Origin of the sequence: Nitrosopumilus adriaticus, from assembly GCF_000956175.1 — an archaeon.
In the GTDB taxonomy this organism is placed as follows: Archaea; Thermoproteota; Nitrososphaeria; order Nitrososphaerales; family Nitrosopumilaceae; genus Nitrosopumilus; species Nitrosopumilus adriaticus.
The window spans coordinates 420,560-434,861 of record NZ_CP011070.1 but is presented as its reverse complement, the minus strand read 5'-3'; the positions used below and the strand labels follow the sequence as shown (position 1 = coordinate 434,861).

Below are 14,302 nucleotides of genomic sequence, written 5' to 3'. Positions count from 1 at the left end.
GTGAGCATTGTGGTTCGGAATTTTGTGATAGTTGCATTAAAAATCACAAACATTGATGTTTAATCAAATACGAGGTCAAGTAGGATTAGAAAAAACTTCAAAGAACTCTTTTGCTTTAAATTTTGACAGTTCTTTATTTTTTGTTACGCAATAATTTGTCGTAAAGGTGCACTTTGGGCACCCACCCCAATTCTCACCCTGTTCAACTAATTTTTTCTGTTTAGGATCTACTGGGCAATCACAATCACAAAGTAGCGAATTACAAGTATCAAGAATTTTTTCAAAATCATCATAGATTATTTTGCTGCATCCATTGAATCCATCAGATGAATTGTCATAAAGGTAGATCACACCATTTTCATAATATGCGTCAATATCATTTGATTCAGATTTTGTTACAATTTTTGCAGCATTGATAAACACATGCGTTATTGTATGAATTGTAGAGTCTGCCGCAATCTGGTTTTTTGATTCAGAGTTTGGTTTTGAAATAAACTCTGATGGAACAATTATACTAACGGAAGAATGCTTTGATTTCCAATTAAAATTACGCCATGATGAAATGCTTGTTCCATTATGAGTTTCAAAATTTTCAGATGACTCGTTATAATTTCCTTTTAGATATCCAGTAATTGTTCTGCTTAGCTCAATTATACCATAACGCAAAGCAAGTTTTTTTGATTTTACAATTACATCTCTATGTATTGCGTTTCTCTCAGAGGTTTGAAGAATAGATGTTCTAACAATTGGGATTGTTCTTTTTTGTTTTTCATAAGATCTTTTCAGATATGCTCTTGCACCATTTTGTGATTTTATCAGAGATGTAACTTCATAGTTTTGTTTGTTAAAGTGATAAATCGCATTTTGATGAAGTTGGTAATAGCCAACAGGAACACCACGCGTTCCAATTTTTTTAGAATTGTAATAAATTGCAATCTCACCTGAAGTTCCTCGCAGATTGACACTATTGGCAAAATCAAAAAATTGAGATTTATCAGATTCTGTGGCTGCCTCCTCCTCAATTTCAATTGATTCAGTGTGTTTATCAGAAATTATCGGATTTTTCTTGTTAATTGGAATGACATGGTCTTGCGATAGATAATCATCAATATGACGCGCAAAGTAATGACAAGCAGCATCATCAGGATCAAAGACGCAAATTGCGTATGATTTTTGTCCCATACGACCTGCACGTCCAATTCGTTGCACAAAAGAATCATACTCGTTTTTGAAGGCAGAAATCACTACATCCACATGACCAATGTCAATTCCTAGTTCTAATGTAGGAGTACAAGACAATGCATCTAGTTCTCCAGATTTCATTTGGGATTCGTATAATTTTCTGTTATTTTGATCAAGGCCGCCTCTATGAATCTGAATTCGGATCTCAGGATTTGCATCCTCCACATTTGATGCAAGAAATTCTGAATCATTGTGTGAATTACTAAAGATTAGTTGTGTAGATTTATTTTTGTAGCAAATTGATGCTAACATCTCCATAGTGGTTCTCTGCCCAAATTTTCTAGGCATTATGAAAAACATGTGCATGTTATGCTTTCTTCGAATCTTACTTTTAATGAAAGAAAATGAATTTTCTGGTAAATCAAACATATTTGAAAAAAATTCTTTAGAATTATCCAATGTTGCTGAAGAGCCAACATATTGGACCTTTTCCATGTACCGTTTCATTCTTTTTAAGACATGGTAGACATTTGATCCATGAAAGCTAGTGTAAGAGTGAGCCTCATCCATAACAATTATTTTTGCAGTTTTGAATAACTCATTCCATTTTTTGTCTTGTAGGATAAGGTGATAATTGATAAAATCAAAGTTTGTTGCGATGATTAGTGACTTTTTACTAGCATCTGAGATGATCATGTCTTTGTATTCAGAGCTTTGACCACCATGAATGGAATATACTGCAACTTTACTGTTCAATCCACATCTATCAATTAGATTTGATATCTTAGATACTTGATCATCAATTAGTGCATTAAGTGGATATACAAATAATGCAAAAACTCCGGGCTCTTCCTCTTGGGAAATCTTCTGTAATATAGGAATAGAGAATGCCTCAGTCTTTCCAGACCCAGTTGGTGCAGAAATTATAGAGTTTTTTCCCTCTAGAATAGACCGAATTGATTCCTCTTGGAATGGAAGGAGTCCTGAAAAACCGTATTTTTCTATTCCTTTTAGAATATTTTCAGACAAGATATCTTTTAGACTATGAATCGAAATCTTTTCTGGATCTGGTGCAACCGTATTATCATAATGAATAATTCCCAAGGTTTCTTCTTTATGACCTTGAACTATTTCTCGAACTATCCCATCATTATCTACAAGAGATTTTGGAATTTTTCTAACATCAAATAAAATTTCTGCAGGAAGGGGTATTTTGGGTTCAGGTTTTTTCTCATTTTGTTTTGTGTATTTTTTTATTTCATCAGGATAGTAGGGTTCAGAATCTGTGGGACCATCACAATTATGTGGCTCATCTGTTCGTGAATCAATTGGAATAAATTTTCCGCTATCTGATTTGAATTCATCATCCCAATAGATTTGAGCACCACATCCTTTGGAGCAAGATTTTGTGTTTCCAGAATAATTTACTCCATAAGTTGGTCTTTTTGGAACTACTTTTTCAGGATTACATTTGGGACAAATCCACGGTCCTCCAACATCTTCAAAATTTTGGAATAGTTTAGTGTCACAATTAGAACAAAACTTCATGAATAAGTTTTTGAATAATTTACCATTAATGAATATATGATTAATTTGATGTTTACATCAGATCAATTATCATTTAATTTTTTTGAAAAAAACAATTTAAGATTTCTTGGTTTTGGTGTCAACCTTTACAACATCGCCTAATGAGATCTTGTCAATTAATGCAATTAGCTTATTTGTATCAAATGGTTTTTGGATTACAGCAGAAGGTTTTGATTCGAAAAGTTCTTTGCTACATTCATGATCAGGACTACCAGTAATTATAATCACTTTTGCTTCAGAATCAATATTACGAATTCCTTGCAACCCATATAGACCATCAAATTCAGGCATCCAGTAATCCATCATTACTACATCAGGCGAGTGTTTTTGATACAATTCAACTGCTTCTTTTCCATTATACCCTAATGCTAGAACCTCGATTGAACGTAGACTGAGCAGATCAGACATTATTTCTGCAGTCTCTTGATCATCATCAACAATCAATACTGTAGGCTTCATGAATGCTGTAAGAATTAAGGGATAATGAAATTAAGTTTGAATCAAATAAACAAGCTGAATTTTAATTCAAAATTCCTAATTTCTATCAAAATTAACTTATACTAAACTGAATAGGGGGTAAAATGTGAAAAATATTTTAAAAATTATTCAAGATATTACAAAAAAACGGGTAATTGTCCACATTACAGACACATATTTTCTAAATGAATCTAAAAATGGAAAAGAAATTGAGATCCCAGGATTTGCTAGAATTTACAGAATTTTAGAGATATTATCTAAAAACAAAGAAAATGAGATTTTATTTGTTCATAGTGGAGATTTTCTATTTCCCTCGTTTCTAAGCAATTTTTTCAAGGGAAAGCAAATGATCAGCATTCTAAATGAATGCAAGTTAGATTACTGCACCTTGGGAAATCATGATTTTGATGGAGGCTTGAAAATTTTAAAAAGTAGAATAAAAGAATCCAAGTTCAATTACATTATTACAAATTTAACAGCACCAAAAGAGATTACAAGAAATATTTTACAGTATGACGTATGGCCTAAAAAATCACCAAAGATTGCACTAATTGGAATTGTAGGTAAAATGACGGCAAACAAAGCTGTAGAAAATGGATTTAAAATGAAAAATGCCCAACAATCCCTAAAAATCATTGACGAAATAAAAGAAAAATTTCCAGAGATCAAATTATTGTTAGTTTTATCACATATGGGGGATGTAGAAGATATTGAGCTAAAGAAAACTATACAAAAAAAATGGCCATTAAAATCAATAATTTTAGGAGGGCATGATCATAATCAACTAATTTCTTATAATTCTAAATTAGATAGATGTATGTTAGTAAAAGGCCAATCAAACGCAAGAACAATTCAAATAATTTTTTCAGATAAAGAAAACACAAATGAACCAAAAGGGTTTTTGCAAAATAAATTATTGGTTCTAAATTCAAAACATTATCAAAAAATATCACCATCAAAAAAGATAAGAAAAGAAATTGACTCATGGTATAAAAAATTAAAAAATGAAAACAAGTTACCATCAAACAATGTTGTCAAAATTTTTCCAAAAGACACAGTTTTAGATGCTACTGAGGTTTCTTTAAGAAAAGGAACGACAAATTTTGGAAACTTTATTTCAGATTGTCTAAAAAACCATACAAAGTCAGACATAGCTTTTGTCAATTCAGGACATTTTAGAGGAGATAGGAATTTCTTTGAAAAATTAACTGAAAGAAATTTGTTTGACACGTTTGTTATGAAACAGCGAGGAAATATTCTAGTAACAAAACTAAGTACAAAAGAATGCGTGCTTTTTTTAAAACATGCTTACAGTCAAATAGGAAAAGGAAAAATCTTGCAATTTTCTAAAAACGCTTTAGAGTTCATTAAAGAATCTAAAAAAAATAGAAAAATCAATGTAGCATTAATTTCAGACATGATATTTAGCAATGAAGACGGTTTTGCCGAAATTTTAGCTAAAAATAGAAAAATTACGGTTTCAAAATTACAAAAATTGTTGAGAAAAGATATTATTAAAAATGAAAATTTAATAGATATTATTTTAACATCAGCATCTAAAACAAACTATGACCCAGAAATTAGATTCCAGGTAGGAGAAAACAGTTCCCACTATCAGTAATTTACAAGCAAATCAATTATCCAGAGACACCAGTACTTGGATGGATCTAACCAGTTTATTGAAAAAAGGATTGAATAACCATAATAATTTGATTAAAATTTTGAGCATTCGTTGTCAATGAATGTTCAGATTTGAAATTATCTACTTTTTTTAAAATAGCACTTCATGATAAAAGAATTCTTCGGGTTCATTTGGGATTTAGTCACAGGTAACTAATCAAAGATTCTTTTCATTTTTTTATCAAATCTGATCAAACAACAATCTGTTTTTCAAGATTGTCTAAAGCCCAGTTAATCAAAGTACTTTTTTGATGAGCCCATCTATAATGTGAAGAAGCATGTTTTTTATTCACAGATGGTTCTGGATATGAACAGAATTGGCAGTATTCTGTAGAGTTGGCAAGGTGTTCAATAATTTTTTCTCTGTGACCCGAGAGATGAATTAACCAAGATGTTCTATTTGCGGTAATTTGCTTTCCATTATTACAGTATGGACACTTGCTTGCAATATACGTCATTTTAGCTCGGAAATAATTAGAATTTTGAAAATAATAAACAAAGAGATAGTTGATGATATTCAGAGTATAATCAATTCAAATTTAGTTTAATTATTCATCATGGTCTTTACCGTCTTAGAAGGTGAAAAAAGTATGATTGAAGCATTTACAGCATTTCTACAGAATCTAGAATTTGGATTGTATAACGCAATTATAAGAATCAATGAAAAAATTCATGATTTAAACAAATTCCAAAGATTCAACACAGAAATTCTTAAGACATACAAATAATCAAAATGTCCAAAGCAATGAAAGTTGAAATAGTACAGTCAGAAAGTAAGGCAGAACTCGATAGCCTGATTAATTCATGTATTCAGGATCGAGATGTGGAAGATATAAAGTTGACAGCTGTTTTATTGTCTGACAACAAAGTACAATATACAGCACTCATAATGCTGAAAAGCTAAGAACACGCTTGCACAATTTTTGTGCAATTTTTCTTTTTTACAAATTTTTAATTAGGAATTTTTTTCATCAAGACCACAATTAATGCATCGTCTAGTATCTAAAATTAAGAAATATGCAAAATTATGAACAAATCCTTTCTTGCAATCCATAAAAATGCAGTAAATGGTTAAGAGATTAAGTATCGTGTGAAAATTAGTATCGATCTAGAGTTGATTTTTTTATTATCTCAAAAATTATTATGAATGACTGGCTTTCAAGCCTTTGTAACGATTTCGGATAGTCACTTCGGTTACACCTGCAGCTTCGGCAATATCTCTTTGAGTTACAGATGCGCCATTATGTACACATGACAAGTATAATGCAGATGCTGCAAGACCCATTGGATCTTTTCCAGCAGACTCTTCACGCTCTTGGGCCTCCTTGAGCACTTTGATTGCAAATCGTTTTGTTTTTTCTGTAATGTCAAGCTTGCTTGAAATTCGAGCAATACATTGTACCGAATCAACAACAGGCATTTTCAATTCCAATTCATAATGTAATAATCTATAACATCTAGCAATATCTTTTCTTTTTACGTTTGCAGCATCTGCAACATCTTTTAGAGTTCGAGGTGTTGCAGTATCTCGACATGCAGCATAAAGTGATGCTGCAATCATTGCAGAGATTGATCTTCCTCTTACAAGTTTTTTCTCCAAAGCTTTTCTGTAAATGTAAGCTGCTTTTTCAAGAACGTTTGCAGAAATTGCAATCTTGTCTTTTAATCTGGTTAATTCACCAAGTGCTTGTCTCAAGTTTCTATCAACTGGCTCATGAACTTGACTTCGGTTATCCCAAGTTCTTAATCTCTCAATTGTACTTTTCATTGATGTTGAAAGTGGTTTTCCTGATGCGTCTTTGTTTAAGGGATTGATTACAGTAGACAATCCCATATCATGCATTAGTAATGATGATGGAGCTCCGGTTCTTGCAGGATCTGCGCCGCCATCTTTTTGAAACGATCTCCATTCTGGACCGGATTCTTGAGTTTTTTCAGAAACAACATAACCACATTTAGAGCAAAATTGTTCGCCGGTAGTATCATCAGTTAGCATGGAATTTTTTCCACATCGCATGCAACTAGCATTTTGATTAGAACTTACCAAACAAACTCACCTGTTTTTCCACTAATGTGAATCATGTAGAGTTACCACTTCACGCTAATTTAAACCGAGTATGATGAGCATTTTATGAATAATATTCCTTAAATCCCTTATCTGTGGGGAGTAATTCGGTTTTGAGGCCAAACAATCCTTGTTTTTGATGTACTTTTAGCAGGCCATCCTTTTCTAGAGATTCCAAGATAGATTCAAGTTCTTGGTTATGAAGTCCTGTGTTTTTTTGGATATTTTCAAAGTATTTTGTGCCTCGGTTTAGCTCCCCTAAAACCAGCATAGTCTTTGTTTGGGGTTTTGAGGGATTAATTTCAGGTTTTGACGAATCCATTGAAGATCTTTGAGGATTACCATCAAAATCTGGAGGAAATTGATTTTCTTTGATTGTTTGAGATGGTTTGAATCCAATGCCTCTTTTTGCCAATAATCGGGGAATTATTCTTGATAGTGGAATTGCTAAGAAGATTACCAGATAAATCCATGAAAAATTAGGTTCTACCATGAATACTATACCATTAGATGTCTTAAATTTGTTGAGAACTCTAGTGGTAAAACAGAATATGATTGGTATAATAGTAGCTAGAGTATACTAGATTCATTGTCAAAGTATCAATCACCTAAAGTTAATGTCAATATGAGTGCAGCAAAGGGCATTGGAATTGCAATTCTTCTATTAATTATTGTCGGAGTAGTAGCATCAGCTTCTGTAAAAATTGTAGATGCAGGTCACAGAGGAGTTCTATTACACTGGAATGCAGTTGATCTATCACAACCTCCACTTGAAGAAGGAATACATTTCGTAGTTCCATTCCAAGACGAAGTTGTAGATATTGAAGTTCGTACCCTAAAATATGCAAGTGAAGCTAGAAGTGCATCAAGAGATCTTCAAACAGTAGAGACAACAGTAACTGTCAATTATCATCCAGATAAAGAGCAAGTACACACACTATACAAAAATTTAGGACTTGATTATGAAAACAGAGTAATTCAGCCAGCAATTGAGGAGACAGTAAAACAAGTAACTGCAAATTATAATGCTGAAGAATTAATTACAAAAAGACCACTAGTCAAACAAGACATAGAATTTTCCATCAGAGAGAGATTAAATCAATTTAATGTCGTAACAGAAGTAATTTCAATTACAGATTTTGAATTCTCTGCACTATTTGCATCAGCAATCGAATCTAAAGTAGAGGCAGAGCAAAATGCACTTAGAGCAGAAAATGACTTGAAAAGAATCGAAGTAGAAGCCAGACAAGCAGAGGCAAACGCCATAGGTTTAGCCAATGCAAATATTGCAGAAGCCAAAGGTGAGGCCGAAGCCATTGCAATAATCAATAGAGCCCTAGCTGAGAATCCAAACTATTTGGATTGGTTAAAGACTCAAGCATGGGATGGAAAACTACCACTTGTAGTTGGTGAAGGCGGAACACCATTTATTCAAATTCCAATAAAGCCTTAACTTAATTAGAAAAAGTTATTCTTTACTTTTCTGAGCATCCCTGATTGCATCATACATTGCAAGGAATTGCTCAGGTTCATTTTGTCTGTAGTTTTTTTCAAGGTTTTGAATCTCCTTAGGAGTTATTTTCTCACCCTTGTTCTCATAATATTCTTTAATGATTTGAGAAGGAGTTTTTTCGATATTATACTTTTGAAGAGACTGATTAACAGATCTTTTACAATACAAGTCATAGATTAAAAATCGATATACAAGATATCCAGATAGTCCTACAATCGCAACAATAATGATTGGAATGATGATTATCGGGGCCATATTATAGATAGTTGATTTTAGTATTTCATTGTTTGTTCTTTTTTAGAAAATTTCACTAGGAAATTGTATTCCAAAGAATACTCTTTTTGTATAATTTTTTTAATTTATCCTGTAGAAATCCTAGAAAGATTACAGGTATTTCATGGCAGCCAAGAAAAAAGCAGCAGCTAAAACAACAAAAGCTAAAACAACAAAAGCAAAGGTTTCAAAAAAGAAATAGTAATTTGAAGCCTCATTTTTTATCTACAATTATTTCAAATAAATAATTCAAGATCCACGCATAGAAACTTGATTTCCAACAGTATGGTGTATTCCAACAACTAATTCAGAATGCGTAGTTATTACCATCAAAGTTTCACAGGATAAACAAAGTACTGATGGAACGTAATCCGCATTTAGTTCAGATGGTCCAATTGTGGCTAATACTGCATCGTTTTTCATATCGACCCCCTGACAACTCACACATTTTAAAGGCATGTCAGAAACGCGCTTTATTTTATTTATGAAGTAATGGACCAATCTAGAAAATTTACTTCATAGTAATTCTTAAAGTAACTGTTATTCATCTTCAAAAATGGCTTTATCATAGAATATCAAACTTCAATTAATGATGAGAACACACCAATCATCAAGGGAAAACAAGCATGGCTCTAAGTAATAACGTTAGTTGGGGAATCATCATGTTTGGGACAATGTTGCTCATCTTTTATCTGGTATCGATTATGGATTTACATATTGAATTTATCGAAAATATAGACAAAGCAATGATGAACGAGAATATAATAAAATTAACATCGCTTAAAATTTCAAATCTTACTGCAGATACTGGAAATGACACAATTTCATTCAAGTTCAACAGTACTGGTACAAACAAATTTTGGGATTTTGAAAGGTTTGATTTGTTTGTAATTTACAATGCAACCATTGATGATGCAGAGACACTAGTGACAGACAAAATGAATTTCACTGACACTGGTGATACAGCTTGCTGTCCACCAATAGGTGATTGGGATATCAGCATTCTAAATGACACACGAGATCCTAAAATAATCAATGAAGGAGAAACTGGCTATGTGCGTGCAGGACTATCAAATAACATGTCAAGTGGCACATTAATTGTAAACTTTGTAACAGATAATGGAGTTACAACTCATTCATTTTACAAGCCAAATCAGTATCCAATAGCTGATGCAGGCGATGACTATACAGAAAGTGCATTATCTTCAGCCTGCAATCACCCATTAGATGGTTCTGGAAGTTATGATCCTGAAGGTGACTCATTAACATATTCCTGGAATGTTTTATCCGGAACGGTAATATCGATTGCTGATGATTCGGCAGAGACCACCACCTTTTTAGGAAATTGTTTGGCAGACGTAGTTGTTTTTGAACTTACAGTATCAGATTCTATACCAAAGACAAAATCAGATACAGTTACAATCACGCTTAGTTAAGTTAGAGCAAACAAGTACAATTTTTAATTGAGAATTAGCATGGGGTTTCTTTAAGGAGAAAAAACAAAATATAGTAATGCATTCAAATGATAAAATTTTGGTAATTGCAGCTATTATAGGCGGAGTGATTGCATTGGCAATAATTGTAGGGTTTATCGGACAGGGAAATGTCAGACATGTACAAATTTTCTGGCAAGAAAAAGTAGAGCATACTGTAATCTTTGAAGATATTGATGGGAAAACTCAGATTAGAGGAATAAAGGGGGTTGCAGGCGAAGTCAACCCCACATTACTTTCACGAACATCATTTGCATACGTACTAACTGTAATCAATAACGGAACAACAAATCACAGACTTTACATCGAGGGATTTAATGTTCAAACAGATCTTCTCGAACCAGGACAACAAGACACCATCACAATTTATCCAGATAAAGAAGGAGAATATGCATACTATGACAAAAGACAGGAACTGACACAATTAGGTAAGATAAAAATTGTTACTGTGGTAGCAAGTGACGAGTTTCAGGGAATCTGGAGAGATTTGATTTAGAAATTTTATTTTTTGCCAATAATCAAATCTACTTTGTAGTTTAGATTTGCACGAGGATTGAGTTTTAGATTCCATGGGATATATGAGGGATTTTTTGTTTTGGGAGTTATTTTGAATCCAAATTTCTGCAAAAGTGTGCGTAATTGGAATTCATCAAGGGGCTTTTTGACCGAATTAATACCCCTATCAAAATCATAAGGATCTGAGAGTACAAAATATCCCGAAGTGATTTGTTTTGAGATGTGCTTTAGCAAATCTACAGGTTCGACTAATTCTAAAATATTTAATGCAATTACAAGATTAAATTGTAATTTAGCAAATACAGATGAAAGTGAATCAGATACAACATAGTCAAGATTTTCTTTGTAAGACTTTTTGGCAATCAGTAATGCACTAAATGATCTATCAATTCCAAAAACCATTTTGTGAGAATCTGCCAAAAACGTACTAGTCATTCCAATAGAGCAACCATGCTCTAAGACAAGATCAGATTTGGGCAAGGAGTCAAGATGGTTTGTTATTGTAGAGTAAAATTTTGAATGCTTGCTATTTTGATATATTTTTGACCATCTATCTTCAAGTGCAGTTCTATCATCTACAAAAACAGTTTTGGACATTGATTCTTTCAAAAAACTTTTCATTTTTGCATTAATTGCTAGCTGATAGAGTTTACCACTGAGAACTTTACGAGATGACAGATAATTTACAAAGTCATCCCAAAGGATTGGAATTTTTGCAATTATTGGAAATACGAGTTTGCATTTTTTGCATTCCAAAATCCCTTCTTCAATTTCTTTTTTAATTTCAAATGATTCCAGTTCAAGTTTAGAGCCGCACCTAGCACATCTCAAAAATTCAGCAGTAGATTCTAGCATTTCTGATTGCTCAGAGATGGATTAACTAATAATTTCTTTGATGAAATAATCAAGATAATGTTAAATGTAGTATTTTTTGATTTTATGCAAATTGGGAGAATTTGAAGAGTTTGCCGAAGCACTATTTGGCCAATTATCAGTTGAAATTAATGAAGAAAAAGAGATAATGCAGCTTGCAATCAATGCCCGAGAAGACATTGCAAGAAAGGTGGAATTCAAGGAACTCGAAGATATTGCAAGTGAGATATTTCCTGAATTTAAAGAAAAGGTTCAAGATTTTCTAGGAGTTAAAGTTGCAGATGATTTGCAATTAAAATTTCCAGAACTAGAGGACTTGAAGAGACTCAAAGGAGACAAGGTATTTGCAGATGCTGAATCAAAGGAATTTGTAAAAAAACTATTCAACGCAGTTGCAAAAGAAGACCTCAAAATTATTGCAGAATTAATGAAAGAAAACACTGCAAAATATTTGGTATACTCCACATATGCAATTCAATACATTTCTAAAATTACAACAACCTATGGTGATTATTTAGATTCAGTGATTTATCTGAACAAATTCATTTTGTCAAGATATCCACAAATTATTCTCCACAAGCAGGGGGAGCCATACGAGTCAAGATTTGAAAATGTCAATTCTGGATATCTTGGAGCAGTAAAGATGACAGTACTTGAAGAATTGATTCACTCAGCTCAAGGAAATCTGCATCAAATTAACAAAAGTGCAGCAATGGAGGTAAACAGAATAAACGAAGAGTTGGCAGGAATTATTCTAGCACTAGACAATGAGACAGTAAACAAGCTCTCAGAGTATTGCCAGCTGCAGGCAGTTCCAGATGATTTTCCATTTGCAAAAAAAGCAAATCTGTTTTTCTTTTTAAATCCAGATCATTTCCTAATTGAGCAGATAGGGCCAGATGTAATGACATTCACACATGTAGAGATTGATCCAAAGATTGGCGAATCAATCCCACAGCTACTTGATATTTACAAAAGATGGCTAGTTCCAATTCAGCAGCATCATGCAGCATTTACTGCAATGGAGGGGATGGCAGGCTTTGCAATTGAGAATATTCTAAAAGAAGACAAGGATTTTCAGAATTATCTTATGACATTTATGGGAACTGACTTTTCATCTTACCAGGTAAGAAAGAGTATGGGAAAGGATTTCACTAAAGCAGTATACGAGAAATTAGGCAAAGACACATTCAAAAAAATGATTGAAATTCCACCAAACACAAGAGAGTTAAAAGATCCTCAATTATACCTAAAAAAACTGAGTTAATCAATTGGAAGAAAAATTCGATCCGCTTGTAGCAGAATGGTTTGCATTTGTAAAAAATCCAAATTTTAACTTGGTAGAAAAATGTCTAAAGTTTGCACAAATTCTCGAATATCCTGATCTAGATGTAGATGACTACATCAAAAAAATTAGCAAGATAGGAATGTCACTCAAAGAGTCAATTAATGATGTAAAAAATCCAACATATCTTATTTCAATGTTAAATGAGCATCTCTTTGAAAATCTAGGATTCAGTGGAGATGATGATGATTACTATAATCCAAAAAACAATTTCTTAAATGAAGTAATTGATAAAAAATCAGGGATTCCAATTACTTTATCAATCCTATACGTAGAAGTTGCAAAGTTTATCGGGTTGGATCTAAAGATTGCAGGATTTCCAGGACACATACTAGTAAAATATAACGAAGAAATGATTTTGGATCCATTCTATGATGGCAGGCTAGTAGATATTGATGACTTGCAAGAAATTTTAGATGTGAATTTTGGAGGAGAGTTAGAGTTCCAGCCAGAATATCTAGATGAAGTAAAACCAGAACAGATTCTAGTTAGAATGACTCGAAATCTAAAAAATTCTTATGTTCAATCATTTGTTTACGACAAGGCATTACGATGTGTCAACATGGTTTTAGCAATAGAGCCCGAATCCCCCGAAGACATTAGAGATAAAGGAATTCTAGAAGATAGAATGTTAAATCACGAAATTGCATTAAAATATTTGAATAAATATTTGGAAATTAATCCAAACGCAGAAGATGTAGATTTTATTTTAGAGTTAATTAGAAGTATAAAATCAAAAAATTAATCAATGATTGAATCTATATCATGACCTTTCTTAATCATAGATATTTCGTGACGAGCGATTTTATTTCTAAATGCTTTTTTTAGAATATCAATTTCTGTTCTAAGCAATGCATTTTCATCTTCTAGTTTTGCAACACGCTCATAGATAGTTTCGGCTTCTGAATTCATATTTTATTATTATGAAAAAAATGTCTTAAAAAGTTATGGGTAATTATTTTGATGGACAGGTTAGCTTTTTGGACTATAATTCAAATTCTTGGCGACATTTTTCACATTTTCCTCTCTCTTGACCAGGAGGGCCTAAAAGGAATACTTTGCCAATTGTTTTACATACAGGACACATTCCAGTAGTTGCGTTTTTTGGACCAGTGCGAATAATCTTTTGTGTTTTTCTTCGTCCCATTGTAAAAACTTCCCAAATCGGTCTATTAAGTTTTAATGGCGCGGGGAGAGGGATTTGAACCCACGAGTTCTTGCGAACATAGGATTAGCAATCCTACGCCCTACCAGGCTAGGCGACCCCCGCACAAGTATGCCTAGAATTAATCTGTAAA

17 protein-coding genes and 1 tRNA gene are annotated in these 14,302 nt (G+C 32.8%); 7 read left to right on the top strand and 11 right to left on the bottom strand.

All coding sequences use genetic code 11. The features are described from left to right. Nucleotides 1-75: 75 nt before the first annotated feature. Together NADRNF5_RS02545 and NADRNF5_RS02540 are read right to left on the bottom strand one after the other, a co-directional pair. Nucleotides 76-2,730, bottom strand: coding sequence for a DEAD/DEAH box helicase (locus tag NADRNF5_RS02545; protein ID WP_192828346.1), 2,655 nt, complete (start codon nucleotides 2,728-2,730; stop codon nucleotides 76-78). Between the two features lie 96 nt (nucleotides 2,731-2,826). Then, nucleotides 2,827-3,228 carry a response regulator gene (locus NADRNF5_RS02540; RefSeq protein ID WP_048115394.1) on the bottom strand — a complete coding sequence of 134 codons (402 nt, stop codon included), beginning with the start codon at nucleotides 3,226-3,228 and terminating at the stop codon, nucleotides 2,827-2,829. A 124-nt stretch (nucleotides 3,229-3,352) separates the two neighbouring features. On the opposite strand from NADRNF5_RS02540, the gene NADRNF5_RS02535 reads away from it, so the two are divergent. After that, nucleotides 3,353-4,867 carry a metallophosphoesterase gene (locus NADRNF5_RS02535; protein WP_048115391.1) on the top strand — a complete coding sequence of 505 codons (1,515 nt, stop codon included), beginning with the start codon at nucleotides 3,353-3,355 and terminating at the stop codon, nucleotides 4,865-4,867. Between the two features lie 250 nt (nucleotides 4,868-5,117). Here NADRNF5_RS02535 and NADRNF5_RS02530 read toward each other — a convergent pair whose 3' ends face one another. Then, nucleotides 5,118-5,384, bottom strand: coding sequence for a hypothetical protein (locus tag NADRNF5_RS02530; RefSeq protein WP_048115388.1), 267 nt, complete (start codon nucleotides 5,382-5,384; stop codon nucleotides 5,118-5,120). 132 nt (nucleotides 5,385-5,516) lie between these two features. On the opposite strand from NADRNF5_RS02530, the gene NADRNF5_RS11065 reads away from it, so the two are divergent. Then, nucleotides 5,517-5,654, top strand: a complete 138-nt coding sequence (locus NADRNF5_RS11065) for a hypothetical protein (protein WP_160289372.1) — start codon at nucleotides 5,517-5,519, stop codon at nucleotides 5,652-5,654. A gap of 413 nt (nucleotides 5,655-6,067) precedes the next feature. On the opposite strand, the gene NADRNF5_RS02525 is transcribed toward NADRNF5_RS11065, so the two are convergent. Both NADRNF5_RS02525 and NADRNF5_RS02520 read right to left on the bottom strand, forming a co-directional pair. Beyond that, a complete protein-coding gene (locus NADRNF5_RS02525) occupies nucleotides 6,068-6,943 on the bottom strand; it encodes a transcription initiation factor IIB (RefSeq protein ID WP_082051966.1) in 876 nt (291 codons plus the stop codon). A gap of 112 nt (nucleotides 6,944-7,055) precedes the next feature. Beyond that, nucleotides 7,056-7,484 carry a hypothetical protein gene (locus NADRNF5_RS02520; RefSeq protein ID WP_048115385.1) on the bottom strand — a complete coding sequence of 143 codons (429 nt, stop codon included), beginning with the start codon at nucleotides 7,482-7,484 and terminating at the stop codon, nucleotides 7,056-7,058. Between the two features lie 96 nt (nucleotides 7,485-7,580). Here NADRNF5_RS02520 and NADRNF5_RS02515 point away from each other — a divergent pair, with 96 nt between their 5' ends. Then, entirely contained in the window at nucleotides 7,581-8,444 is an 864-nt protein-coding gene (locus NADRNF5_RS02515; protein ID WP_048115377.1) for a prohibitin family protein, read from the top strand. A 15-nt stretch (nucleotides 8,445-8,459) separates the two neighbouring features. Here the strand turns inward: NADRNF5_RS02515 and NADRNF5_RS02510 are convergent, their stop codons facing one another. Both NADRNF5_RS02510 and NADRNF5_RS02500 read right to left on the bottom strand, forming a co-directional pair. Beyond that, the gene (locus NADRNF5_RS02510) at nucleotides 8,460-8,759 is read right to left on the bottom strand and encodes a hypothetical protein (protein WP_048115374.1); all 300 of its coding nucleotides are present in this window, start codon (nucleotides 8,757-8,759) and stop codon (nucleotides 8,460-8,462) included. A 267-nt stretch (nucleotides 8,760-9,026) separates the two neighbouring features. After that, nucleotides 9,027-9,200: a hypothetical protein gene (locus tag NADRNF5_RS02500; RefSeq protein WP_237089314.1), complete on the bottom strand. Its 174-nt coding sequence runs from the start codon at nucleotides 9,198-9,200 to the stop codon at nucleotides 9,027-9,029. A gap of 203 nt (nucleotides 9,201-9,403) precedes the next feature. Between NADRNF5_RS02500 and NADRNF5_RS02495 the strand changes: the two genes are divergently transcribed. Both NADRNF5_RS02495 and NADRNF5_RS02490 read left to right on the top strand, forming a co-directional pair. Then, nucleotides 9,404-10,213, top strand: a complete 810-nt coding sequence (locus NADRNF5_RS02495) for a PKD domain-containing protein (protein WP_048115365.1) — start codon at nucleotides 9,404-9,406, stop codon at nucleotides 10,211-10,213. A gap of 76 nt (nucleotides 10,214-10,289) precedes the next feature. Continuing rightward, nucleotides 10,290-10,766 (top strand): cupredoxin domain-containing protein, encoded by a 477-nt coding sequence (locus NADRNF5_RS02490; RefSeq protein ID WP_048115362.1) that lies wholly within the window; start codon nucleotides 10,290-10,292, stop codon nucleotides 10,764-10,766. A gap of 5 nt (nucleotides 10,767-10,771) precedes the next feature. Here NADRNF5_RS02490 and NADRNF5_RS02485 read toward each other — a convergent pair whose 3' ends face one another. After that, entirely contained in the window at nucleotides 10,772-11,641 is an 870-nt protein-coding gene (locus NADRNF5_RS02485; protein WP_048115359.1) for a methyltransferase domain-containing protein, read from the bottom strand. A 91-nt stretch (nucleotides 11,642-11,732) separates the two neighbouring features. On the opposite strand from NADRNF5_RS02485, the gene NADRNF5_RS02480 reads away from it, so the two are divergent. Beyond that, nucleotides 11,733-12,926, top strand: coding sequence for a hypothetical protein (locus tag NADRNF5_RS02480; RefSeq protein ID WP_048118830.1), 1,194 nt, complete (start codon nucleotides 11,733-11,735; stop codon nucleotides 12,924-12,926). 4 nt (nucleotides 12,927-12,930) lie between these two features. Then, nucleotides 12,931-13,749 carry a SirB1 family protein gene (locus tag NADRNF5_RS02475; protein WP_048115355.1) on the top strand — a complete coding sequence of 273 codons (819 nt, stop codon included), beginning with the start codon at nucleotides 12,931-12,933 and terminating at the stop codon, nucleotides 13,747-13,749. Here NADRNF5_RS02475 and NADRNF5_RS11260 read toward each other — a convergent pair. From NADRNF5_RS11260 to NADRNF5_RS02470, 3 genes are all read right to left on the bottom strand, one after another. Further along, the gene (locus NADRNF5_RS11260) at nucleotides 13,746-13,916 is read right to left on the bottom strand and encodes a hypothetical protein (protein ID WP_182130871.1); all 171 of its coding nucleotides are present in this window, start codon (nucleotides 13,914-13,916) and stop codon (nucleotides 13,746-13,748) included. The two genes, NADRNF5_RS02475 and NADRNF5_RS11260, sit on opposite strands and share 4 nt — an antisense overlap. A 73-nt stretch (nucleotides 13,917-13,989) precedes the next feature. Further along, a complete protein-coding gene (locus tag NADRNF5_RS11255) occupies nucleotides 13,990-14,151 on the bottom strand; it encodes a hypothetical protein (RefSeq protein WP_179371275.1) in 162 nt (53 codons plus the stop codon). Between the two features lie 36 nt (nucleotides 14,152-14,187). Next, nucleotides 14,188-14,274, bottom strand: a tRNA-Ser gene (locus NADRNF5_RS02470). Nucleotides 14,275-14,302 lie beyond the last annotated feature (28 nt).